Source organism: Nocardia sp. NPDC058705 (assembly GCF_042749305.1).
Lineage (GTDB): Bacteria > Actinomycetota > Actinomycetes > Mycobacteriales > Mycobacteriaceae > Nocardia.
Genome location: NZ_JBHYRN010000032.1, coordinates 16,473 through 38,057 on the forward strand (window position 1 = coordinate 16,473; position 21,585 = coordinate 38,057).

Below are 21,585 nucleotides of genomic sequence, written 5' to 3' on the forward strand. Positions count from 1 at the left end.
GCGGAGTACAGTGCGACGCATGTCTGAGGCCGAAACCCCAGGTACCGGCCCGATCGTCGAGGCGCGCGTGGTCGACGCCGCGCTCGCCATCCTCGACGCGGGCGGGGCGAACGCCCTGTCGATCGACGCGATCGCGGCGCGGCTCGGGGCCGACGCGGACGCGGTGCGTGCGGATGCGGGCAGCCTCTACGACATCGAACGCGCGGTGATCGAACACGTGCTGTCGGCGGTGTCGCTCGTGCCGCTCACCGACGACGGTGTGGAGTGGACCGCGGCGGTGATCCAGTTCGCGCTCGGTATCCGGGGGCAGCTGTTCGAACACCCCGCCGTCGCGGAATTGATCATGTCGGGGCCCATGGACAGCCCGTCGGCGGACGGGCCGGTGGCGCGCGATATGACCGAGTCGCTGTTCGCGTGCCTGGCCCGTGGTGGGCTGCACGCGGCGATTCGCGCGCACGGGGTCTACGCGGTGTTCGTGTACGTGCTCGGCTCGGTCGCCCTCGATGTGGCCGAAACCGACGGGAAGCCACCACTGCCCGCGGAATCGGAGCGAATCGCGGCTCGCCGCAAGGCTTTACAGGATCTGGATCCGGCACGGTGGCCGCGTGCGACCGCGCATCTGGCGGAGATCGCGGCTTGGACTTCGGTTGATCAGTTCGTCTGGGGGCTTCGAGTGTTGCTCGTCGGGATGACGGCGACCTGACGGGCGACCGTACCCTTCGCGAGCAGGGCGGCGAAGGCGAGTAGCCACCCGCTCCACAGTAGATAGCCGACGAAGTTGATGACGGCGGCCGGTTCGATGCCGAGTGGGACGACCACGCCGGTGGCGATGGCGGCGGCGCTGGTGTAGCCGAGTGCGGCGAACCAGCCAGGGGTGCGCAGGGCCTTGGCGACCAGCGCTGTCCAGATCGCGGTCATGGTGTAGCCGACGGTTTCCCCGAGCAGGGTGCCGAGCAGCATGTGCTGCCGTTCGAAAACGTCGATCGCGGAATCGGACAGGGTGGGGACGAGCAGCGGCCAGCGCAGCAGGCCGATCGTCTGCACGATGGCCGCGGCGACGCCCGCGCGCACCGCCCAGCGCATCGTGGGTGAATCGTCGAGGCGGCCGATCAGGACCGACAGCGGGACGAACGCGCAGGCCGCGGCGGCGAGCACGGTGAACAGCGTGATAATCGTGCGCTGCTCGGTCCGGAATCGGGCGAGGACCTCGGTGGCGGGCAGCTGGAGGACGTCGGGGTAATCGAACGTCGTCCCCAGGCCGAGGAACGCCAGGTTCATCAGTATCGGGGCGCCGATCAGCAGTGTGATGGTGGCGAGCGATTGTCCGCGGCTCGTCGGGCGGACGGGCGGGCAGCGGTGCTCTGTCGATGACGTGTTCCGCATGAGAATCCATTCTGGCTGTACGGGGTACAGATGGCTGTACGGGGTACAGTTCATCGCATGTCGAAGGCGAAGTCAACAGGTGTCGGCGCGTCACGGCCGACTCGGCGTTCGTTCACCGAGGAGCAGGTGGTCGACATCGCGTTGCGGCTGCTGGATGAGGGCGGAATCGGGGCGCTGTCGATCCGGGCCGTCGCGGGCGCGCTCGGGGTGAATCCCAACGCGGTGTACACCTACGTGGCGAGCCGGGCCGATCTCGAACGCGCCGTGATCGAACGCGTGCTCTCGGCGGTTTCCCTCGAACCCCTGCGCGACCTGAGCGTGGAGTGGACCGACGGGGTGATCGGCTTCGCACTCGGCCTGCGCGGCGAGCTGCTCGCGCATCCGGCGGTCGCGATATTGATGATGTCGGGGCCGATGGACGGGCAGGCGGCAGGCGACGTCGGCGAGGCGATGTTCGGGTGCCTGGCCCGGGGCGGGTTGCCCGCGGCGAAACAGGCCAACGGTGTGTACGCGGTGATCGTGCAGGTACTCGGTGGGATCGCGCTCAATGTCGCCGAGACAGACGGAAAGCCGCCGCTCGCACCGGAATCCGAGCGCGTCGCCCAACGGCGCGAGGGGCTTGCCCTGCTCGACGCCGATCGCTGGCCACGCACTGCCGCGCAGGTTGACGCGATGGCGGCGTGGAATTCCGAGGATCAGTTCGTGTGGGGGTTACGTGCTTTGCTCACCGGGATAGCCGACGTCTGACTACCAGGGCTGGGGAGGTAATCCGATTGCCGCACAGGCCTTGTCGACGGACTCCGGCAGTGCGTCATTGTCGGCGAGGCTCACCAGGGCGAGGGTATAGGTGTTGCCGAGGTGGGAGAGGTAACCCGAGAGCTGGGTGCGGGGGAAGGTGGTGATGCCCGGGTGGATGGCACGGGCTGCCACCCGAGTGCAGTTGTGCGGTCCGACTTTTCGCATGTCGTCGGGTAGCGGGCCGATGTTGGAGCACAGGATGTCTCGTTCACCAGCGCCCCTGCTGAGAGCATAGGCCAAGCGGTCTGGGACGACCTGCAGTATTTCCTCGGGAAGCCCTGCGGGACTGGACATTCGGCGCTGGTAGGCCGCCTTGGCTTTGTCGCGGATTGTCGAGGGGGTGTCGGAGCGGTGGATGGTGATCTCGGTCATCGCGAGATCGTTGTCGACGCGGGGTTCGTCGCGGGTGTCCACCGGGAGGCTGGCGGTGATCGTGGGGCTCGGGAAGCCGTTGTGCCACAGGATGTTTGCGATCAGGTGGATGAAGAGGCTGTTGGGGGTTGCGCCGAGGGTGGTGGCGGTGGTGTTCCAGTGGGTGGCGTCGAAGGTGAGTAGGAGTGGGTGCAGGCGTCTGTCGGTGCGCTGGTTCGGCACAGTCGTTGACCGGTCGGTGGTGGTGTCGGAACCCTGGATCGGTGGCGGGGCCTCGCCGGTTGTGCTGCTGTAAGCGGTCCGGGTTTTGCCGGGGACGTCGTCAAAGGATGCTGCACGGGAGGGGCGTGCGAGTAGTCGAGGAAGTCTCTGGTGCAGTGCACGGGCGGTGCCGCCGAGGATCGTGGTCCATTGGGAGACTGCATCCATCCATTCCGAAGATGCTGTGCCACTTCGTATTCCTGCGACAGGTGTTGGGCCGATCTGTGCCGGTCCGCCATCGTGCGCTGGGTCGGTGTCGGCCGATCCGAGGGATCGGAGGGCGGTGGTAATGGCGTGGATCAGGCCGCGGGCGTCGGCGAGCGCGTGCGAACAGGTCAGGGCGACAACTGTTCCGCAGTCTTCGAGGTAGGCGGCGGAGAGACGCCAGCCGGGGCCGAACTCAGGGTCGAGGTCGGTGCCGAGAGTGTCGGCCCACGGCAGGATTTCGCTGTCGGAAAGTGGGCCGACGCGGAGGAAATCGCTTGCCTGGGCGCGGCCGTGCGGTGGGGTGTGTCCGTCGCTGTGGGCGTGGCTGTCGGCGGGCTCGACTTCGGTGCTGGAGCTACGGGAAGCCTTGGCAGCCTCCTCGGCACGGCCGTGCCGGGCACTCGGGAGGAGGTCGAGGGGATGGGCGTTGGTGTTGGGGTGCCAGGTGCGTCGGGCGCCGGGGACTCGGGGGTTGACCACTCGGCGGCTGAGGGGGCCTAGGCGTAGGTGGTGGTGAATCGCTTGTAGGAGAACGGGTTCCATGGCGTCGGGGGTTCGCCAGAGGCCCTGGAGGGCGATGGGGGTGCCCATGCCGCGGTGGGTGCGCAGGAAGATTTCGTCGACGACGGTGAGGTGATCCATCAGCGGTGGCCGGTGCTGCCGTGCCTGCCCTCGCCCGCGGCGAAGCGGGCGGCACCGTCGAGCGCACCGCCGGACAGGGCCGTCATGCCGTGCCGGAATTCGATGCGCAATGCCTCCTCTTCGGGGTGGCCGTACTGGTCGTAGAGCGCGGCGCGGTCGGTGCGCAGGCAGGTCTGGGGGAGGGCGGCGAGCTGGGCAGCCAGCTCCTCGGCGACTCGGCGGGCGTCGCCGGTGGGTACGACGCGGGTGACCAGGCCCATCTGCAGCGCCTCGGGTGCGCTCACCGGGCGGCCGGTCAGGATCATGTCGAGCGCGCGGCCCTCGCCGACGATGCGCGGCAATCGCACGGTGCCGCCGTCGATGAGCGGGACGCCCCAGCGGCGGCAGAACACACCGAAAGTGGCGTCCTGCTCCGCAATTCGCAGATCACACCACAGCGCGAGTTCGAGACCACCCGCCACCGCGTACCCGGAGACCGCCGCGATCACCGGCTTGGACAGCCGCAGCCGGGTCGGCCCCATCGGCCCGTCCCCGTCTTCGGTGACGAGATTGCTGTTCTCGGTACCGAGAGCTTTGAGATCGGCACCGGAGCAGAACGTGCCGTGATCGCCCCACAGCACCGCCACCGAGGACGCGGGATCGGCCTCGAAGGCACGAAACGCGTCCACCAGCGCCTGCGCGGTCGGCCCATCGACCGCATTGCGCGCATGCGGTCGATCCAAGATCACCGTCGTCACCGGGCCCGCGTGCTCCACTCGCACTGGACTCACCGCTTCACCCCACTGCAGTTGGCGGATTGCCCTCGCGCGCTGCTCTCGGCGGCGGTTAAGCCGTGCTCGGCCACGGGCTGCCGGGGTTGCGCGCGGTCGGCGGCGGTTGGGCCTGGTTCCATTCTTCGACGATACGGCCAGGGTGCTCTTGTGTGAAGGGGTGAATCGGTGGTTCACTTCTTTGCATGGTGTATCGCAGGACCCCGGCCGTGCAGGCCCGGCTCGACGCGCAACGGGCGCTGATCGTGCAGGGTGCCACCGGGGTGCTCTCGCGGGCGGGGTTCGCGGGATTGTCGATGGCCGCGGTCGCCGCCGAGGCGGGGATCGCCACCGGCACGGTGTACAAGCAGTTCGAGAACAAGGCGGAGCTGGTCGCGGCGGTGTTCGAGACAGTGGTCGCCCGCGAGGTCGACGCGGTGCGGGCCGCGGTGGCCGACGGTGATGTGGTCGGGCGGGTCACCGCGGCGGTGGAGACCTTCGCCGGTCGTGCGTTGAAGAATCCGAAGCTGGCCTATGTGCTGCTGGCCGAGCCCGTCGATCCGGCCGTCGATGCGCAGCGGCTGGAGTTCCGGCGCGCGTTCGCCGCCTCGTTCGAGACCGCCATCGCGCACGGCGTCGCCGAAGGTCGACTGCCCGCACAGGATTCGAGCCTCACCGCCGCCGCCCTCGTCGGCGCGATCGGTGAGGTGCTCGTCGGGCCGCTGGCCGCCGCGCCGCACGCCGAAACCGTCATTCCCGAATTGGTCGCCTTCGCCGTGCGCGCGCTCGGCGCCCGCCCGGAAACGTTGTAGTCGAAGGAGTCTCATGCCGACCCACGAAGTGTTCAATCAGGCGCCACCGCTGATCCCCTTCGACGCCGCGCGCAACCCCGCGCTGCTGGAAGGCCTGCACCGCGAAGGAGCAGGCTGGGCCGAAGCCGAGGTGCGCGAACTCGGCGTGCTGGCAGGCGGTTTCGAGGCGCAGGAGTGGGGCAGGCTCGCCAACGAGTACCCGCCGGTCCTGCACACCCACGACCGGTGGGGCAATCGGATCGATGAGGTGGAATTCCACCCGCACTGGCACGACCTGATGAATGTCGCTGTGACACATGGCCTGCACGGTTCACCGTGGCTGGACGAGCGGCCCGGCGCGCACACCGCCCGCGCCGCCAAGTTCTTCACCTGGGGTGCCGCCGACGCCGGACACATGTGCCCCATCTCGATGACCTATGCGGTCGTACCCGCGCTGCGTCACAACCCCGAACTCGCCGCCCGCTTCGAGCCGCTGTTGGGTTCGCGCACTTACGATTTCGGTCTGCGCGAACCATCGACCAAGGCCGGTCTCATCGCGGGCATGTCGATGACGGAGAAGCAGGGCGGCTCCGATGTCCGGGCCAACACCACCACCGCCACACCGCAACCCGACGGTTCGTACCGCATCGTCGGGCACAAGTGGTTCACCTCGGCGCCCATGTCGGACATGTTCCTCACCCTGGCCAAGGCCCCGGGCGGCCTGTCGTGCTTCCTACTCCCGCGCGTGCTGCCCGACGGCACCCGCAACCCGATTCGCATTCAGCGGCTCAAGGACAAACTGGGCAACAAGTCCAACGCCTCCTCGGAAATCGAGTACGAGAACGCCACCGGCTGGCTCGTCGGTGCCGAGGGCGCAGGTGTGAAGACGATCATCGAGATGGTCAACATGACCCGCCTCGACTGTGTGATCGGCTCGGCCACCGGTATGCGCCTCGGCGCGGTCACCGCGATCCACCACGCCAGACACCGAGAAGCGTTCGGTGCCGAGCTGATCGACCAGCCCGCCATGCGCAATGTGCTCGCCGATCTCGTCGTCGAATCCGATGCCGCGACCACGGTGATGATGCGGCTGGCCGGGGCCACCGATCGTGCCGGTGCCGATCCTGCCGAGGCCGCGCTGCGCCGGATCGCCCTCGCGATCACCAAGTACTGGGTCTGCAAGCGCGCGCCCGCGCATGCCGCAGAAGCGCTGGAATGCCTGGGCGGCAATGGGTATGCGGAGGAATCGGGGATGCCGCGGCTGTATCGCGAGGCGCCGTTGATGTCGATCTGGGAGGGTTCGGGGAATGTGGCGGCGTTGGATGCGTTGCGCGCCATGGGGCGTCAGCCCGAGACGGTCGAGGCGTACTTCGCCGAGGTCGGGCTCGCCCGCGGTGCGGATGCGCGCCTCGACGATGCGATCGGCCGGGTGGGCAAGGAACTGACCGACCTGTCCGATATCGAATACCGTGCCCGTCGCGTTGTCGAACTGATGGCACTCGTTCTCCAAGGCGCGCAGTTGGTCCGCCACGGTCATCCGGCCGTTGCGGATGCCTTCTGCGCGACCCGCCTCGGCGGCGACTGGGGCATCGCCTTCGGCACGCTGCCCGTGGGCGTGGACACCGGCGCGATCCTCGAGCGCGGGTTCGTCGACGTGCAGTAAGTCCGGCAGTATCGAGTTCGTGGCCCGCGCCCGTCGGTAGGGTAGTGCGGTGACCTTGCCGAATGGGGTGCTGTCGGTATGCGAACTGGCTCAGCATGTGCCCGTGCGGTCGGCGCGGTTTCTGCTCGGCATCGCGGGGCCGCCAGGGGCAGGGAAATCTACGCTCGCGCAGCGGCTTTGCGCGGAGCTCGGAGAGGCCGGTCGTGCGGCGGTGGTCGCGCCGATGGATGGCTATCACCTGCGCAACGAGGTCCTGCGAGCTCGGAACGCGTTGGCGCGCAAGGGCGAGCCGGACACCTTCGACGCGGCGGGGTTCGTCGCTGACCTGCGGTTGCTGCGGGAGACACCCGTCGGTACGCCGGTACCGTGGCCGCTGTTCGACCGGGCGATCGACGAACCCACCGACGGCGGGGTGGTTGTCCGCGATGAGCGCGTTGTCATCGTCGAGGGCAACTACCTGCTGCTGACCGACGCCGAAGCGCCCGGCTGGGCGGAGGTCCGCGGACTGCTCGATGAATGCTGGTACCTGGACGCACCTCGTCCGGTGCTCACCGAACGCCTGGTTCACCGGCACACCGTCGGCGGGCGGACACCCGACGAGGCGAGCGAGAAAGTGGCGGGCAGCGACCTGCGCAATGCCGACCTGATCGCCGCGAGCAGGAACCGCGCTGACTACGTCCTGACTGCCGAGGGCCCCAGCTTCCGGGTGAACTGATCCACCGGTTTCGCTCGCCGACGACTGGCGTAATCACGCAATTCGCGCTCTTTTGATCAGTTTTCTGACTGAAAGCGGCCCGATTGTGTCATGACGCCAGTCCGATCCCATTCCGCGCGCAACCGTGCGCCCGTTCGGCGCGTGTGGCACGGAAAACGGTGGGCTCGGGGCAATCATGGAGGGATGACGCGAGGTCGGTGGGTGCCCGGACATGCGACGCGTAACGGTGCGGCGGCGGTGTTCGCGGTGCTGTTGTACTACAGCGTGCCGGTGGGGTGGGCGTTCGAGCTCGATGCCTGGCCGGGACGCTTGGCGGGGGTGTGCATGTTCTTCGCCGGAATTGCCGGGCTCGGCTGGCTGGTGTGGCGGCGAGTCCAGAGCTATCTGCGGGCGCCGACCGCTGCGGGCGGACGCGTCGACGGGTTGCTGCTGCTCGTGTGCATCGTCGGCGTGGTGTTCGCACTGTTCTACTTCCGGCTGCAGCAGCTACATCCGGATCAATTCGACGGACTCGAAACCCGGACCGACGCACTGTATTACACGCTGGTCACGCTCGGGACCGTCGGTTACGGTGATGTGCATCCCGTCGGCCAGGTCGCGCGGATCGCGACCATGGTGCAGATCGTGTTCGACCTCGTGGTGCTCGGCACCCTGCTCACCATCATCACCAGCAGCGTGACCGGTCGGATTCAGGCCGCCACCCAGGCCGCGAACAAGATCAGCGGCGATGGGCCCGATACCACTCGATGAGCTCGTCGGTCGACGAATCACCCACCGACACCGGCTTTTCCGGCCCGCTCAGCAACGGCATCAGCGCGAGAGCCTGCTGCTTGCCCAGCTCGACACCCCACTGATCGAAACTGTCCACACCCCAGATGATGCCCTCGACGAACACCTGGTGCTCATAGAGCGCGATCAGCTGACCCAGCGCCGACGGCGTGAGCTCCGTCGCCAGGATCGTGGTGCTCGGCCGGTTGCCCGGCATCACCTTGTGCGGCACCAGTTCCGGGTCGGTGCCCTCGGCACGGATCTCCTCGGCGGTCTTGCCGAACGCCAGCACCTTCGATTGCGCGAACAGGTTGCTCATCAGGATGTCCTGCATGCTGCCGGTGCCGTCGCGGGTCGGCAGGTCGTCGGTGGACTTGGCGAAGCCGAGGAAGTCGGCGGGGATCAGGCGGGTGCCCTGGTGCAGGAGTTGGTAGAAGGCGTGCTGGCCGTTGGTGCCCGGCTCGCCCCAGAAGATCTCGCCGGTCGAGGAGGTGACGGGGGTGCCGTCGGCGCGCACCGACTTGCCGTTGGACTCCATCGTCAATTGCTGCAGATAGGCGGGGAATCGGGCCATATCGTTCGAATAAGGAAGCACCACACGGGATTCCGCACCGAAGAAATTCGAGTACCAGATGCCGAGCATCGCCAGCAGCACCGGCACGTTCTCTTCCAGCGGGGCGGTGGCGAAATGCTTGTCTATGGCGTGCATTCCGCTGAGGAACTCCCCGAACTGCTCCTTGCCGATGGTCACCATCACCGAAAGGCCGATGGCCGAATCCACCGAGTAGCGTCCGCCCACCCAGTCCCAGAAGCCGAACATGTGCGCGGTATCGATGCCGAAGGCGGCCACCCGTTCCGCGTTCGTCGACACGGCGACGAAATGCTTGGCGACGGCTTCCTCGCCCAGTGCGTCGACCAGCCAGCGGCGGGCGGCAGTGGCGTTGGTGAGGGTTTCCAGCGTCGAGAAGGTCTTGGACGCGACGATGAACAGCGTCGTCGCCGGGTCGAGGCCTGCGAGCTTGGCGACCAGATCGGCGGGATCCACATTCGAGACGAAACGCGCTTCGATGCCCGCGTCGACATAGTGGCGCAGTGCGCGATACACCATGTCGGGGCCCAGATCCGAGCCGCCGATGCCGATATTGACGATGGTGCGGATACGTTCGCCGGTCGCGCCGCGCCACGCACCCGAGCGCACGGAATCGGCGAATTCGCCCATCCGGCGCAGCACGTCGTGCACCTCGGCGTCGGCGTCGGTGCCGTCGATACAGAGCTGATCGCCGACCGGCAGACGTAGGGCGATATGGCCGACCGCGCGGTCCTCTGAAGTGTTGATGTGCTGGCCCGAGTACATCGCGTCGCGGCGCTGCGGTACACCGGCCGTGCGCGCGAGATCGATGAGCAGGCGCAGGGTTTCGCGGGTCACGCGATGTTTGCTGTAGTCGATGTGCAGATCGGCCACCTGCATCGTCAGCTCGCGGCCGCGCGCCGGGTCATCGGCGAACAGTTGCCGTAGATGCATCGGCGCAACGGTGCGGTGATTGTTGTGCAGTGCCTGCCAGGCCGCTGACGCGGTGATGTCGCTGCTCACGTGCCGAGGGTACCGCGTCGGCCATCGACCGGCGCTGCGTGTTCATGGGTTCGAGGTGGTGGTCGCGACAACAGGCCTAGTCTGGCGACATGGTGTCTGAACGCGACGTACTCGAATTCGTACCGAAGGGTTTGTGGATCGGTTCCGGTCCTGTCCAGGCCACGGGGGGTGGGACTTTCGACGTGCGCAATCCGGCGGATGGGACGGTGATCGCGCAGGTTGCTGATGCGACTCCCGAGGATGCGATGCGGGCCTTGGATGCGGCTGTCGCGGCGGGGGCGGCGTGGGCCGCTACGCCGGCGCGGGAGCGGGGGGAGATTCTGCGGGCGGTGTTCGAGCAGCTCACTGCGCGGGCGGAGGAGTTCGCGTTGTTGATGACGCTGGAAATGGGCAAGGCGCTGTCGGAGAGTCGCAATGAGGTGCGGTACGGGGCCGAGTTCTTCCGGTGGAACAGTGAGGAGGCGGTGCGGATTCATGGGCGGTATCTGAACGCGCCGTCGGGGACCGGGCGGATCATGGTCGCCAAGCAGCCGGTGGGGCCGTGTCTGGCGATCACGCCGTGGAATTTCCCGCTGGCGATGGGCACCCGCAAGATCGGGCCCGCGCTGGCGGCGGGCTGCACGATGATCGTCAAACCTGCCTCGGCGACGCCGTTGACCATGTTGGCGCTGGCCAAGCTGTGCAGTGAGGCCGGCCTGCCCGATGGGGTGCTGTCGGTGGTCACCACGCAGCGTTCCGGGGCTGTCACGGGCCCGCTGATCGACGATCCGCGGCTGCGCAAGCTCACCTTCACCGGTTCCACCGAAGTCGGCAAGAAACTCGTTGCGGCGTCCGCGAACCGGTTGCTGCGCACCTCCATGGAATTGGGTGGCAACGCCCCGTTCGTCGTGTTCGACGATGCCGACATCGACGCCGCCGTGGCCGGTGCCATGCAGGCGAAGCTGCGCAACGGCGGCGAAGCGTGCACCGCGGCCAACCGGTTCTACGTGCAGCGCGGGGTAGTCGCGGAGTTCACCGAGAAGTTCGTCGCCGCGATGACCGACAACGTGGTGATGGGCCCGGGCACCGATCCTTCGACCACCCTCGGCCCGCTGGTGAGCGAGGACCAGCGCGAGATCGTGAGCGAGCTGGTCGACGATGCGGTTTCGGTGGGCGCTCGCGTGCTGGTCGGTGGCAAAGCTCCCGGCGGTCCGGGGTGGTACTACCCGGCCACGATCCTGGCCGATGTTCCGCCGACCGCGCGCATTCTGCGTGAGGAAGTGTTCGGCCCGGTGGCCCCGATCGTCGCCTTCGATACCGAGGACGAAGGCGTCGCGGCCGCCAACGACACCGAATACGGGCTGGTCAGCTACGTCTTCACCCGGGATCTCGACCGGGCGCTTCGCATCGCGGAGGGTATGGAGAGCGGCATGGTCGGGGTGAATCGTGGCGTCATCTCCGACCCGGCCGCCCCGTTCGGCGGGGTCAAGGAATCGGGCTTCGGTCGCGAGGGCGGCACCGAGGGCATCGAGGAATACCTCAACACCAAGTACATCGCCCTGACCTGAGACGATAAAAATAACCGCCCCGGGGATGATGTTGCACCCGGGGCGGCTTTTCGGCAGCGGCGAACTGGCTGGTCCGCCGCGTGATCTATGGGGTGGCCTAGCGGCCGAGGCGGCCGCGGCCGAGGCGCAGCAGGAGCATGGCGAGGGTGTGACCCTCCTGGCCGAGCTCACTGAACCGCTCGAGAACCTTCATCTCACGGCTGTGGACCAGGCGCGTGCCACCGGATGCCATCCGGGTGCGGCCGATGATCCGGGAGATCTCGCTGCGGCGTTTGATCGCGGCGAGGATCGTGGCGTCGAGTTCGTCGATCTCGAGGCGAAGCTTGTCGATCTCGGCTTCGGATTGCGGCAAGGCCGAATCGGACCCGGTGGTCGTAGCAGGGGTGCTCATCATTCATCTCCTCGTGTCAGAACTTGGATCGGTCGGACCGAACGGCCTGTTACCCGATCTGTTCCGTCACCCTGAAACTTTTCCCGATGGGCTGTACTGGATCCCCCCGGGAGTGCGCAATCAGCCGTACTCCCCGTCACGATATCGGATCGGCGGCCGATCCGGGCATGCGGAGAAGCGCTGACCATGTGGCCCAGTCTGCCACGGGCAGGTAAGTAGGCAAAACAGTTCCGTTTATGAATTCGCTGAGAACGTTCACCAGGTGGTCCCCGCGCGGAGCTGTGCTCGTTCACCAGTAGTTTGCCCAGCGGTCGTCGCCAGGTCACCCTGGCGGGAGCAGTTCGCAGCTTGTCGGTGCCCGCCGGTAGCGTGGACAGACGATGGATATCACGGTCGCTCCCCACGCCTCAGCAGCCGAACCCAGCGAACCGGCGCCCGCCGCGCTACCGCCTCGGGACGGTGGTGCCTCCACGCTTGCCCAGGCGGCGGCCCGCAACAGCGCCGAACAGTCGCAGCGCCGTCAGGAGCGCGAACAACAGCGCGCCGAGGAGCTCGAGCGGCTACTCGACGGACTGAACCCGCCCCAGCGTGCCGCGGTGATGCACGCGGGGTCGCCGCTGCTGATCGTGGCGGGCGCGGGCTCGGGCAAGACCGCGGTCCTCACCCGCCGGATCGCCTATCTGCTGGCGGCGCGTGGGGTGCGCACCGGTGAGATCTTGGCCATCACCTTCACCAACAAGGCCGCCGCCGAGATGCGCGAACGCGTCGCCGGGCTGGTCGGTCCGCGCGCGGCCAGCATGTGGGTGTCGACCTTCCATTCCAGCTGTGTGCGCATTCTGCGGATGCAGGCGGCACTGCTGCCGGGCCTGAATTCGAATTTCTCGATCTACGACGCCGACGATTCTCGCCGATTGCTCACGATGATCAGCCGCGATTTCGAGATCGACACGAAGAAGTATTCGGCGCGTTTGCTGTCGACCGCTATTTCCAATCTGAAGAACGAACTGATCGGTCCGGAAAAGGCCGCCGCCGACGCCGAAGCCGACGACACCGAACTGCCCGCGCTGGTCGCCCGGGTCTACGCGGAGTACCAGCGGCGGTTGCGCTCGGCCAACGCGATGGACTTCGACGATCTGATCGGCGAGACGGTCGCGCTGCTGCAGAACCATCCACAGGTCGCCGAGTACTACCGGCGCCGGTTCCGGCACGTGCTGGTCGACGAGTACCAGGACACCAACCACGCCCAGTACGTGCTGGTGCGTGAGCTGGTCGGACATCACAGTGCGGAGCAGGAGGTCGAGCCGAGCGAGCTGTGCGTGGTCGGTGACGCCGACCAGTCGATCTATGCCTTCCGTGGGGCCACGATCCGCAATATCGAGGAATTCGAACGCGACTTCCCCGATGCGGAAACCATTCTGCTGGAACAGAACTATCGCTCCACCCAGCACATCCTGTCCGCCGCCAACGCGGTGATCGCGCGTAACGAGAACCGGCGCGAGAAGAAGCTGTGGACCGATTCCGGCGAGGGTGAACTGATCACCGGCTATGTCGCCGACAACGAACACGACGAAGCCTCCTTCGTCGCCAAGGAGATCGACCGGCTCGTCGACACCGGCGACGCCAACTACGGCGACGTGGCGGTGTTCTATCGCACCAACAACAATTCGCGTGCGCTGGAAGAGATCTTCATCCGAATGGGCCTGCCGTACAAGGTCGTCGGTGGGGTGCGATTCTACGAGCGCAAGGAAGTGCGCGATGTGGTGGCCTACCTGCGCGTGCTGGAGAATCCCGAGGACGCGGTGAGTGTGCGCCGCATTCTCAACACTCCGCGGCGCGGGATCGGTGATCGGGCCGAGGCTTGTGTGGCGGTGCACGCCGAACAGCGGGGGATCGGGTTCGCGGCGGCGCTGCGTGATGCGGCCGACGGGAAGGTCGCGTTGCTGAATACCCGTGCGCAGCGGGCCATCGCGGGGTTCCTCGATCTGCTCGACGAGATTCGGGTGGCCGGTAAGCGGGCCGACAGTGACTATCCCGATGTGGGCAATGTGGTCGAGGCGGTGCTCGATCGCACCGGGTATCGGGCGGAGCTGGAAGCTTCCGACGATCCGCAGGACGGTGCTCGGCTCGACAATCTCAACGAATTGGTGAGCGTCGCACGGGAATTCAGTTCCGAGGCGTTCAACAATGCCGAGGCGGCGCGGGAGGAAGGACTGGTTCCCGAGGCCGGTGACGGTGAGCCGGAGCCGGGGTCGCTTGCTGCGTTCCTCGAGCGGGTATCGCTGGTTGCCGATACCGATCAGATCCCGGATGAAGGCACGGGTGTGGTCACGATGATGACGCTGCACACGGCCAAAGGGTTGGAGTTCCCGGTGGTATTCGTGACCGGGTGGGAGGACGGGCAGTTCCCGCACATGCGGGCGCTGGGTGATCCGAACGAGTTGGCCGAGGAACGGCGGCTGGCTTATGTGGGGATCACGCGGGCTCGGCAGCGGCTTTATCTTTCGCGCGCCGTGGTGCGATCCGGGTGGGGGCAGCCGGTTTCCAATCCGGAATCGCGGTTCCTGCAGGAGATTCCGCAGCATTTGTTGGATTGGCGGCGGTTGGAGCCGGTGATGTCGCCGCAGCGGGGGCGGCGTCGGGGGGAGGACAGTGGGTTCGATCGGGATTGGACCAGTGGGAGTGGGTGGGATCAGCGGCCGGGTGTGCGTGGGGGGAGCGGTGAGCGGCGGCCGGCGCCGGGTGGGGCTGTCAAGCGCAACAACACCGAACTCGTTCTGGCGGTGGGCGATCGGGTTACCGATGACAAGTACGGGTTGGGGCGGGTTGTCGCTGCTGACGGGGTGGGGCCGTTGGCTACGGTGACGATCGACTTCGGGTCCGCTGGCAAGATTCGGTTGATTCCGCAGTTCAGCCGGACGATCGTGAAGCTGTGAGGCGGTTGGGGAACCCGCTGATTTCGCGAGAACATGGGTAACTTCCCAACCACCTCCCAGTCGCCGCGCGCATGACGTAAGGCCGAGAGCTAACGGTCGAGGTCCCGGACGGCACGTTGAAGACGCGGAGAGGCGGAACCGAACAGGTCGGTCAGGGCTTCGTCGAGGGTGGGGTAGTTGAAGTCGAAGCCTGCTTTGTGGAGGACTTCGGAGGTTGCGTGGCGGCCGGTGAGGCCTAGTGCGGGGTCTGTGCGGAGGGCTATTGCGCCGACCTTCAGGATTGCTGCGGGGGTCGGGGGTGATGGGGGGCGGTGCAGGGTTCGGCGGAGGGTGGACATCAGTTCGGTGTTGCGGACGGGGAATTCGGTGGCGGCGACCAGGATGCCGTTGGGGAGGGTAACGGTGGGGTCCAGGCCGAGGGTGGCTCGGACTATGGACAGCCAGTCTTCGATGTGGATCCAGCTGAACCACTGATTGCCGGGGCCTACGCGGCCGCCTAGGCCTGCTTTGGTGAGTTGGGCCAGGCGTTTCAGGGCGGGGGCGTCGGGGTCGAGGACGATGGAGGTGCGCAGGATTGTCCAGTGGTCGGCGCGGGTGGGGTCGAAGGCTTCTTCCCACGGTTGGGCTACGCCGGTCATTTGGGGGAGGCCTACGGGGAGGGGAGTTGTTTCGGTGCAGCGGGTTTCGCCTGCGTCGGACCAGATGGCGGTGGTGCTGGCTTGGACCCAGTAGTCGACGGGGGTGTCGCGCAAGCCCGCTGCGGCGACCAGGGCGGTGGTGGAATCGACTCGGCTGGAACGCAGTTCGGCGACATTGCGTTCGGTTGGTCTGCAGTCGACCAGCTTGCCTGCCAGGTTGATCACTGCGAGGCGGCCGGGTTCGCGCAGTTCGGCGGACCAGGCGCCGACCGAGCGGCCGTCCCATTCGGTCTGGCGGAACGGCAGTTTCGGGTTGCGGCGGCGGGTCAGCAGGGTGACGCGCTGGCCGCGGCAGGTCAGGTCGGCGGCGATCTGGAGACCGAGGGCGCCGGTGCCGCCGGCGATGACGACGTTGAGGGCATCGTCGGTGGGGGCGAGGCCTGCCAGTCGGGCCAGGCGCGAGAAGTTCACGCGCGCATCGGTTTCGATGAACGGGCGCACGACGGTGCGCGCCGCGGCGGCGGACGGGCCGGTGAAGCGGAGTTCCTGGGTGATCTCGGTGCCGCCGTCGCGGGGCGTCAGCCGCCAGGTGAGATGCATGGTGCCCGCGGGTTCGGGCTGCTCGATCGTGAGCTCACGATCGGGCTCGAACACGGTGACGGTGAACGGTTCCGCGAACCGCCCGTGAATTCGCGCCGAGAGATTTCCGTTGGGAAGGTAATCGCCGGTGGCGCCGACGGCGACGGGCCCGTGCATCCGCACCGACCGCACCCCGGGATTCCACTCCGGCCACTGCTCGAGATCCCCGAGCACCCCCCACACCAATTCCGGTGCGAGCCCGATGAACTGCGTGTACTTCGTCGTACCAGCCATGACCAACGCTAACCCTGCAACACCACACAGCGGAAGCGTGCTGCTGGTCACGTAGCGGAACTGGCGCACGCGACAACTGATGACGCAAGCACATGGGTAACTCACCGACGACAGCAAACCCGGGCCGTCCCCAGAGCTTGCCGCGTCCCCAACTCCCCCGCGCCTAAGTCTGGCCTGAAGACCCGGAGAGGCGGAACAGCACGCAAGCTAGTCGCGCTGGGAGCCCAGGCTGATGCCGCGGGTGGCCAACCACGGGACCGGGTCGATCTTGTCGGTGCCGTTCAACCACACCTCGAAGTGCACGTGCGGGCCGGTGGAGAAGCCACGGTTGCCCATGGTGGCGATTTGATCGCCTGCCAGCACTCGTTCGCCCTGCGAGACCGTCGCGGTGTCGATGTGGCCGTAGATCGTCACGGTGCCGTCGTCGTGCAGGACGCGGACCCACATGCCGAAACCGGAGGCCGGGCCCGCTTCGATGATGGTGCCGTCGGCGACCGCGTAGATCGGGGTGCCGATCGGGCCCGCGACGTCGATGCCGAGGTGCTGGACGCCCCAGCGGGCGCCGAAGCCTGAGGTGTAGTTGCCCGCGGAGAACTTGGCGAACAGGGGCCGCAGCTTGGCGGATTCCTGGGCGGCCAGGTCTTCGGCGAACTTCGCGCCCTTGGCGAGGATGTCGTCGAAGTGGTTCTTGTCGGCGATGGTGGTGGCGTCGAGCACCTGCGGGGCGGCCCCGGTGTGGGGGTCGACCTCGGCGGTGTTCATCGACTGAGCGGCGATCTCGTGGACCTGGCCCGCGGCCTCGTAATCGATACCGGTGGTGGGCTGGCCCGGATCGGCCATGGCGGCCTGTCCGGCGGCGACCACCGCACCGGCGGCGACGGCGATGACCGCGGCGCGGCCCTTCAGCGCGGCGGGCGGAGCGGGGACGCGGTGCGCGCCGCCACGACGTTCGGCACGGCGCGATGCTGGACGTTCTTCGGCGGTGGTCTCTTCGGCCGTGGCGGGCGCCCAGTCGGCGCCGTAGGTGCCGGTGTCGTAGGACTCGTCCGCGGTCCATTCGTCTTCGGCGGGTGTCCAAGCGGCGTCGTCGGACCAGGTGGTCTGGTTGTGCCACACGTCATCGGTCTGCGGCCAAGCGCTGCGGGGCTGCGCGGCCGGAACTCGACGGGCTTCCGGATGCGACGTGTAGTCGTCGGCATGCCGGTAACGATGCCCGGAGGGGGTGCGATTTTCGACTGGAAGGGTGGAGCGGTGGTTCATCGGATGAAGTACCTCACGCTATGTCGTCCTCCTCAGTCCTGACTTGCCAGTCGTGACCTGGTTGTCGTGACCTGGTTGTGACTTCGACCGCATTGACGGTAACGAAGCGATTGCAGAGTGGCAAGCGCTGGTCGGAAACGTACACCTCAGTGTGACATTCGTCACCGTAACGCGACGGAATATCTCACCGTTTTCCGGCATCTCGGGTGAGGTCCGTCCACGACATAACGTAGTAGATGGCGGGGTGCTCTGGCTTTAAGTGGCCCGACCTGGCAAGGCGTTGGAAAACGCCACAAAACTACTCGCCAGTAGCCTTGGCCAGCGGTTTTTCGGGACTCCCGTAAACGGTCGTGACCTGCGCCACTTACTATGAACGTGGTCGTTTAGCCCTCCCCGTGACTAGTTACAGTCCGACCGACCCGCTACGACGTCGGGCCGCCAACAAAGACGTTGTCATAGCAACGCAGACGAGACGGTGAGTACATGGATCTCTTCGAATATCAGGCGAAGGAGCTCTTCGTTAAGCACGGAGTGCCTTCGTCCGAGGGTCGTGTTTGCGACACGGCTGAAGAAGCACGCGCCATTGCCGAGGAAATCGGCAAGCCCGTGATGGTCAAGGCGCAGGTCAAGGTGGGCGGCCGCGGCAAGGCTGGCGGCGTCAAGTACGCGGCCACCCCGGAAGACGCGTTCACGCACGCGCAGAACATTCTCGGCCTCGACATCAAGGGCCACATCGTCAAGAAGCTCCTGGTCGCCGAGGCCAAGGACATCGCGGAGGAGTACTACATCTCCTTCCTGCTCGACCGCTCCAACCGCACCTACCTGGCCATGTGTTCGGTCGAGGGCGGCATGGAGATCGAAGAGGTCGCGGAGAAGACTCCCGAGCGCCTCGCCAAGATCGCCGTCGACGCCGTCAAGGGTGTCGACCTGGCCTTCGCCCGTGAGATCGCGGAGAAGGGCCACCTGCCCGCCGACGTGCTCGACGCCGCGGCTGTGACCATCCAGAAGCTGTGGGAGGTCTTCGTCAACGAGGACACCACCCTGGTCGAGGTCAACCCGCTGGTGCGCACCCCCAACGACGAGATCCTCGCCCTCGACGGCAAGGTCACCCTGGACGAGAACGCCGAGTACCGGCATCCCGACCACATCGAGTTCGCCGACGTCGACGCGACCGACCCGCTCGAGCTCAAGGCCAAGGAAAACGACCTCAACTACGTCAAGCTCGACGGCGAGGTCGGCATCATCGGCAACGGCGCCGGTCTGGTCATGTCGACCCTGGACGTCGTCGCCTACGCGGGCGAGAACCACGGCGGCGTGAAGCCGGCCAACTTCCTCGACATCGGCGGCGGCGCTTCGGCTTCCGTGATGGCCGCGGGCCTGGACGTCATCCTGGGCGACGCGCAGGTCAAGAGTGTTTTCGTCAACGTCTTCGGTGGCATCACCGCCTGTGACGCGGTCGCCAACGGCATCGTCGGCGCGCTCGAGGTGCTCGGTGCCGCGGCCACCAAGCCGCTGGTCGTCCGCCTGGACGGCAACAACGTCGAAGAGGGTCGCCGCATCCTCGCCGAGGCCAACCACCCGCTGGTGACGCTGGCCCAGACCATGGACGAGGGCGCCGACAAGGCCGCCGAACTCGCCTTCAGCGCCAAGTAAGGAACGCGAACATGTCCATCTTCCTGAACAAGGACAACAAGGTCATCGTCCAGGGCATCACCGGCGGCGAGGGCACCAAGCACACCGCGCTGATGCTGAAGGCGGGCACCAACGTCGTCGGCGGCGTGAACGCGCGCAAGGCCGGCACCACGGTCAAGCACACCGACAAAGACGGCAACGAGATCGAGCTGCCCGTGTTCGCTTCCGTCGCCGAGGCGATGGAGAAGACCGGCGCCGACACCTCGATCGCGTTCGTGCCCCCGGCCTTCTCCAAGGACGCCATCATCGAGGCCATCGACGCGGAGATCCCGCTGCTCGTGGTCATCACCGAGGGCATCCCGGTGCAGGACTCCGCGTTCGCGTGGGCCTACAACGTCGAAAAGGGCGAGAAGACCCGCATCATCGGCCCGAACTGCCCCGGCATCATCACCCCGGGCGAGGCGCTGGTCGGCATCACCCCGAACAACATCACCGGCAAGGGTCCGATCGGCCTGGTGTCGAAGTCGGGCACCCTGACCTACCAGATGATGTACGAGCTGCGCGATTTCGGTTTCTCGACCGCGATCGGCATCGGCGGCGACCCGGTCATCGGCACCACCCACATCGACGCCATCGAGGCGTTCGAGAAGGACCCCGAGACCAAGATCATCGTCATGATCGGCGAGATCGGTGGCGACGCCGAAGAGCGTGCGGCCGCCTACATCAAGGCCAACGTGACCAAGCCGGTCGTCGGCTACGTCGCCGGTTTCACCGCGCCCGAGGGCAAGACCATGGGCCACGCGGGCGCCATCGTCTCCTCCGGTGGTGGCACCGCGCAGGCCAAGCAGGACGCGCTCGAAGCCGCTGGTGTGAAGGTCGGCAAGACGCCGTCCGCCACCGCCGCGCTCGCTCGCGAGATCCTGGAGAAGGCGTCTATCGCTTCTGCCTGACCGGTCAGGGCCCGGAGGCGGTAGCTTGCGTAACCACGCAGGGCCCCCGGGGCAGGCGAATTGAATACTGCGTGATCTGATTCTCACACTGTCGAAGGCCGCCTTCAGGTTTAACCTGGGCGGCCTTCGTCGACTTATCCACAGGCGATGGTTTATCCACAGCCCGGATCGGTAGGTGATGACCGGGGACCTGGCGTGCAGTAGCGTCAGGTATCGGACACCGCGCCAGTCAGTTCGACGCGACCGATGCGCACGACTCGACAAGGAGACGACGAGACATGTCATACCCGACCGGGGGCTCCGGGTACAACACACCCGCGACGCCCGCCGCGCCTCAGGGCCCGAGCACCGGAGCCGCTGCGGCTGCGCCATCGACCGCGACCGCTTCGGAAGGCAAAGGGCTGCCGTTCATTCTGACCGCGGCCGCCGCCGGACTCGGCGTCGTCACCTTCTTCCTCGGCTTCGCGCCGTATATCGGCTTCACCGCGCTGCGTGAGACCTCGACCGGCAGCATGTTCGAGTCCAGCAACGGCGCGCTCGCTTCGCTCATCCTGGCCGCCGCCTTGCTGGCCGGGCTGTCGCTGCTGCCCAAGCAGAACGTCCTCGGCGTCGCCGCGGCGCTCGCGGTGGCCTCGTTCCTCGGCGTCGTCGTGTCGCTGATCAGCGTGGGCGAAGGCATGGAACTGCAGTGGGGCGCGTTCGCGGTCGCCGCGTTCTCGTTCATCGTCGCTGTGCTGATGGTGCTGGCACTGCTGTTCGGGCTCGGCATCATCAAGGCGCCAGCGCCGAAACCGGCTCAGCCGCAACAGCAGCCGGGTCAGTACGGCGGCCAGTACGGTCAGCAGGGTTACGGCCAGCAGGGTTACGGCCAGAACCCCGGCCAACCGCAGGCCTACGGCCAGACCGGTTACGGCCAGGCGCAGACCGGTGGGCAGTACCCGACGCAGTCGCCGTCGCCGTACGGCCAGCAGAGTTCGCCGTCGATGCCGCAGGCGCAGCAGCCGTCCTACGGCCAGCCGGGACAGCAGTCCTACGGTCAGCCGGGCCAGCAGTCGCCGTACGGCCAGCAGTACGGTGCCCCGCAGGCTCAGCAGCCTTCGCCGTATGGTGCGGCGCCGCAGGCACAGCCGCGTCCCGACGAGAGCGCCACGCAGACCTTCGGTGGGCAGCAGTCGGGCCAGCAGCCGTTCGGTTCGCCGACCTACGGTGGCGCGCAGCCGTCGTCGCCGGGGCAGCCGCAGCCGTTCGGTGGTGAGCAGACCGCCGATCCGGCGGCCGACGCCACTACCGCGTTCCGTCCGAACGAAGACAACAAGTAAAGACCGACGGCTGCCGCGCATGGTGGTTCAGGTTCGATCGCGAGCCCACAGGTACGCCTGTGGGCTCGCGGCGCGCCTGACCCGCGGCTGCCGGGGAAGCTG

General features: G+C 67.1%; 18 protein-coding genes. 11 read left to right on the forward strand and 7 right to left on the reverse strand.

The annotated features are described in order from the left end of the window. The first annotated feature begins 19 nt into the window (after positions 1–19). On the forward strand, positions 20–703 hold the full coding sequence (locus ACFW6D_RS27545; protein ID WP_379332823.1) for a TetR/AcrR family transcriptional regulator C-terminal domain-containing protein: 684 nt from the start codon (positions 20–22) through the stop codon (positions 701–703). Here ACFW6D_RS27545 and ACFW6D_RS27550 read toward each other — a convergent pair. Further along, positions 652–1,383 (reverse strand): DUF4386 domain-containing protein, encoded by a 732-nt coding sequence (locus ACFW6D_RS27550; RefSeq protein ID WP_379332825.1) that lies wholly within the window; start codon positions 1,381–1,383, stop codon positions 652–654. The two genes, ACFW6D_RS27545 and ACFW6D_RS27550, sit on opposite strands and share 52 nt — an antisense overlap. A 57-nt stretch (positions 1,384–1,440) precedes the next feature. Here ACFW6D_RS27550 and ACFW6D_RS27555 point away from each other — a divergent pair, with 57 nt between their 5' ends. Further along, positions 1,441–2,130, forward strand: coding sequence for a TetR/AcrR family transcriptional regulator (locus ACFW6D_RS27555; protein ID WP_379332827.1), 690 nt, complete (start codon positions 1,441–1,443; stop codon positions 2,128–2,130). Here the strand turns inward: ACFW6D_RS27555 and ACFW6D_RS27560 are convergent, their stop codons facing one another. Together ACFW6D_RS27560 and ACFW6D_RS27565 are read right to left on the reverse strand one after the other, a co-directional pair. Further along, positions 2,131–3,663, reverse strand: coding sequence for a hypothetical protein (locus tag ACFW6D_RS27560; protein ID WP_379332829.1), 1,533 nt, complete (start codon positions 3,661–3,663; stop codon positions 2,131–2,133). It abuts the gene before it with no gap. Beyond that, positions 3,663–4,424, reverse strand: coding sequence for a crotonase/enoyl-CoA hydratase family protein (locus ACFW6D_RS27565; RefSeq protein ID WP_379332899.1), 762 nt, complete (start codon positions 4,422–4,424; stop codon positions 3,663–3,665). Before ACFW6D_RS27565 ends, ACFW6D_RS27560 begins: the two co-directional genes overlap by 1 nt. Positions 4,425–4,618: 194 nt before the next feature. Between ACFW6D_RS27565 and ACFW6D_RS27570 the strand changes: the two genes are divergently transcribed. The 4 genes from ACFW6D_RS27570 (at position 4,619) to ACFW6D_RS27585 (ending at position 8,331) form a co-directional block, all read left to right on the forward strand. Further along, positions 4,619–5,224 carry a TetR/AcrR family transcriptional regulator gene (locus ACFW6D_RS27570; RefSeq protein WP_379332831.1) on the forward strand — a complete coding sequence of 202 codons (606 nt, stop codon included), beginning with the start codon at positions 4,619–4,621 and terminating at the stop codon, positions 5,222–5,224. A gap of 13 nt (positions 5,225–5,237) precedes the next feature. Then, positions 5,238–6,866 carry an acyl-CoA dehydrogenase family protein gene (locus tag ACFW6D_RS27575; RefSeq protein ID WP_379332833.1) on the forward strand — a complete coding sequence of 543 codons (1,629 nt, stop codon included), beginning with the start codon at positions 5,238–5,240 and terminating at the stop codon, positions 6,864–6,866. A gap of 49 nt (positions 6,867–6,915) precedes the next feature. After that, positions 6,916–7,581, forward strand: a complete 666-nt coding sequence (locus tag ACFW6D_RS27580; protein ID WP_379332835.1) for a nucleoside/nucleotide kinase family protein — start codon at positions 6,916–6,918, stop codon at positions 7,579–7,581. A 183-nt stretch (positions 7,582–7,764) separates the two neighbouring features. Next, positions 7,765–8,331: a potassium channel family protein gene (locus ACFW6D_RS27585; protein WP_379233293.1), complete on the forward strand. Its 567-nt coding sequence runs from the start codon at positions 7,765–7,767 to the stop codon at positions 8,329–8,331. Here the strand turns inward: ACFW6D_RS27585 and pgi are convergent. Continuing rightward, a complete protein-coding gene (gene pgi / locus ACFW6D_RS27590; RefSeq protein ID WP_379332837.1) occupies positions 8,300–9,940 on the reverse strand; it encodes a glucose-6-phosphate isomerase in 1,641 nt (546 codons plus the stop codon). The two genes, ACFW6D_RS27585 and pgi, sit on opposite strands and share 32 nt — an antisense overlap. Before the next feature lie 89 nt (positions 9,941–10,029). On the opposite strand from pgi, the gene ACFW6D_RS27595 reads away from it, so the two are divergent. Further along, positions 10,030–11,487 carry an NAD-dependent succinate-semialdehyde dehydrogenase gene (locus tag ACFW6D_RS27595; protein ID WP_379332839.1) on the forward strand — a complete coding sequence of 486 codons (1,458 nt, stop codon included), beginning with the start codon at positions 10,030–10,032 and terminating at the stop codon, positions 11,485–11,487. Between the two features lie 97 nt (positions 11,488–11,584). Here the strand turns inward: ACFW6D_RS27595 and ACFW6D_RS27600 are convergent, their stop codons facing one another. Further along, a complete protein-coding gene (locus ACFW6D_RS27600; RefSeq protein ID WP_379332840.1) occupies positions 11,585–11,878 on the reverse strand; it encodes a chorismate mutase in 294 nt (97 codons plus the stop codon). 380 nt (positions 11,879–12,258) lie between these two features. On the opposite strand from ACFW6D_RS27600, the gene ACFW6D_RS27605 reads away from it, so the two are divergent. Then, positions 12,259–14,811, forward strand: a complete 2,553-nt coding sequence (locus ACFW6D_RS27605; RefSeq protein ID WP_379332842.1) for a UvrD-helicase domain-containing protein — start codon at positions 12,259–12,261, stop codon at positions 14,809–14,811. 89 nt (positions 14,812–14,900) lie between these two features. Here the strand turns inward: ACFW6D_RS27605 and ACFW6D_RS27610 are convergent, their stop codons facing one another. Next, positions 14,901–16,322, reverse strand: coding sequence for a DUF1731 domain-containing protein (locus ACFW6D_RS27610; RefSeq protein WP_379332844.1), 1,422 nt, complete (start codon positions 16,320–16,322; stop codon positions 14,901–14,903). A 207-nt stretch (positions 16,323–16,529) separates the two neighbouring features. Beyond that, complete coding sequence (locus tag ACFW6D_RS27615) at positions 16,530–17,582, reverse strand: M23 family metallopeptidase (protein ID WP_379332846.1); 1,053 nt, start codon at positions 17,580–17,582, stop codon at positions 16,530–16,532. A 483-nt stretch (positions 17,583–18,065) separates the two neighbouring features. Between ACFW6D_RS27615 and sucC the strand changes: the two genes are divergently transcribed. From sucC to ACFW6D_RS27630, 3 genes are all read left to right on the forward strand, one after another. After that, entirely contained in the window at positions 18,066–19,235 is a 1,170-nt protein-coding gene (sucC, locus tag ACFW6D_RS27620; RefSeq protein ID WP_379238974.1) for an ADP-forming succinate--CoA ligase subunit beta, read from the forward strand. Between the two features lie 11 nt (positions 19,236–19,246). Further along, on the forward strand, positions 19,247–20,164 hold the full coding sequence (sucD, locus tag ACFW6D_RS27625) for a succinate--CoA ligase subunit alpha (protein ID WP_379332847.1): 918 nt from the start codon (positions 19,247–19,249) through the stop codon (positions 20,162–20,164). A gap of 278 nt (positions 20,165–20,442) precedes the next feature. Beyond that, positions 20,443–21,483: a DUF5336 domain-containing protein gene (locus ACFW6D_RS27630; protein ID WP_379332849.1), complete on the forward strand. Its 1,041-nt coding sequence runs from the start codon at positions 20,443–20,445 to the stop codon at positions 21,481–21,483. The last annotated feature ends 102 nt before the right edge of the window (positions 21,484–21,585 follow it).

What these genes read in the sequence shown, in the direction of transcription:
- ACFW6D_RS27545 (WP_379332823.1), top strand. Translation starts at nt 20, where the DNA reads ATGTCTGAGGCCGAAACCCCAGGTACCGGCCCGATCGTCGAGGCGCGC.
- ACFW6D_RS27550 (WP_379332825.1), bottom strand. Translation starts at nt 1,383, where the DNA reads ATGCGGAACACGTCATCGACAGAGCACCGCTGCCCGCCCGTCCGCCCG.
- ACFW6D_RS27555 (WP_379332827.1), top strand. Translation starts at nt 1,441, where the DNA reads ATGTCGAAGGCGAAGTCAACAGGTGTCGGCGCGTCACGGCCGACTCGG.
- ACFW6D_RS27560 (WP_379332829.1), bottom strand. Translation starts at nt 3,663, where the DNA reads ATGGATCACCTCACCGTCGTCGACGAAATCTTCCTGCGCACCCACCGC.
- ACFW6D_RS27570 (WP_379332831.1), top strand. Translation starts at nt 4,619, where the DNA reads ATGGTGTATCGCAGGACCCCGGCCGTGCAGGCCCGGCTCGACGCGCAA.
- ACFW6D_RS27575 (WP_379332833.1), top strand. Translation starts at nt 5,238, where the DNA reads ATGCCGACCCACGAAGTGTTCAATCAGGCGCCACCGCTGATCCCCTTC.
- ACFW6D_RS27585 (WP_379233293.1), top strand. Translation starts at nt 7,765, where the DNA reads ATGACGCGAGGTCGGTGGGTGCCCGGACATGCGACGCGTAACGGTGCG.
- ACFW6D_RS27595 (WP_379332839.1), top strand. Translation starts at nt 10,030, where the DNA reads ATGGTGTCTGAACGCGACGTACTCGAATTCGTACCGAAGGGTTTGTGG.
- ACFW6D_RS27600 (WP_379332840.1), bottom strand. Translation starts at nt 11,878, where the DNA reads ATGAGCACCCCTGCTACGACCACCGGGTCCGATTCGGCCTTGCCGCAA.
- ACFW6D_RS27605 (WP_379332842.1), top strand. Translation starts at nt 12,259, where the DNA reads ATGGATATCACGGTCGCTCCCCACGCCTCAGCAGCCGAACCCAGCGAA.
- ACFW6D_RS27610 (WP_379332844.1), bottom strand. Translation starts at nt 16,322, where the DNA reads ATGGCTGGTACGACGAAGTACACGCAGTTCATCGGGCTCGCACCGGAA.
- ACFW6D_RS27615 (WP_379332846.1), bottom strand. Translation starts at nt 17,582, where the DNA reads ATGAACCACCGCTCCACCCTTCCAGTCGAAAATCGCACCCCCTCCGGG.
- sucC (WP_379238974.1), top strand. Translation starts at nt 18,066, where the DNA reads ATGGATCTCTTCGAATATCAGGCGAAGGAGCTCTTCGTTAAGCACGGA.
- sucD (WP_379332847.1), top strand. Translation starts at nt 19,247, where the DNA reads ATGTCCATCTTCCTGAACAAGGACAACAAGGTCATCGTCCAGGGCATC.
- ACFW6D_RS27630 (WP_379332849.1), top strand. Translation starts at nt 20,443, where the DNA reads ATGTCATACCCGACCGGGGGCTCCGGGTACAACACACCCGCGACGCCC.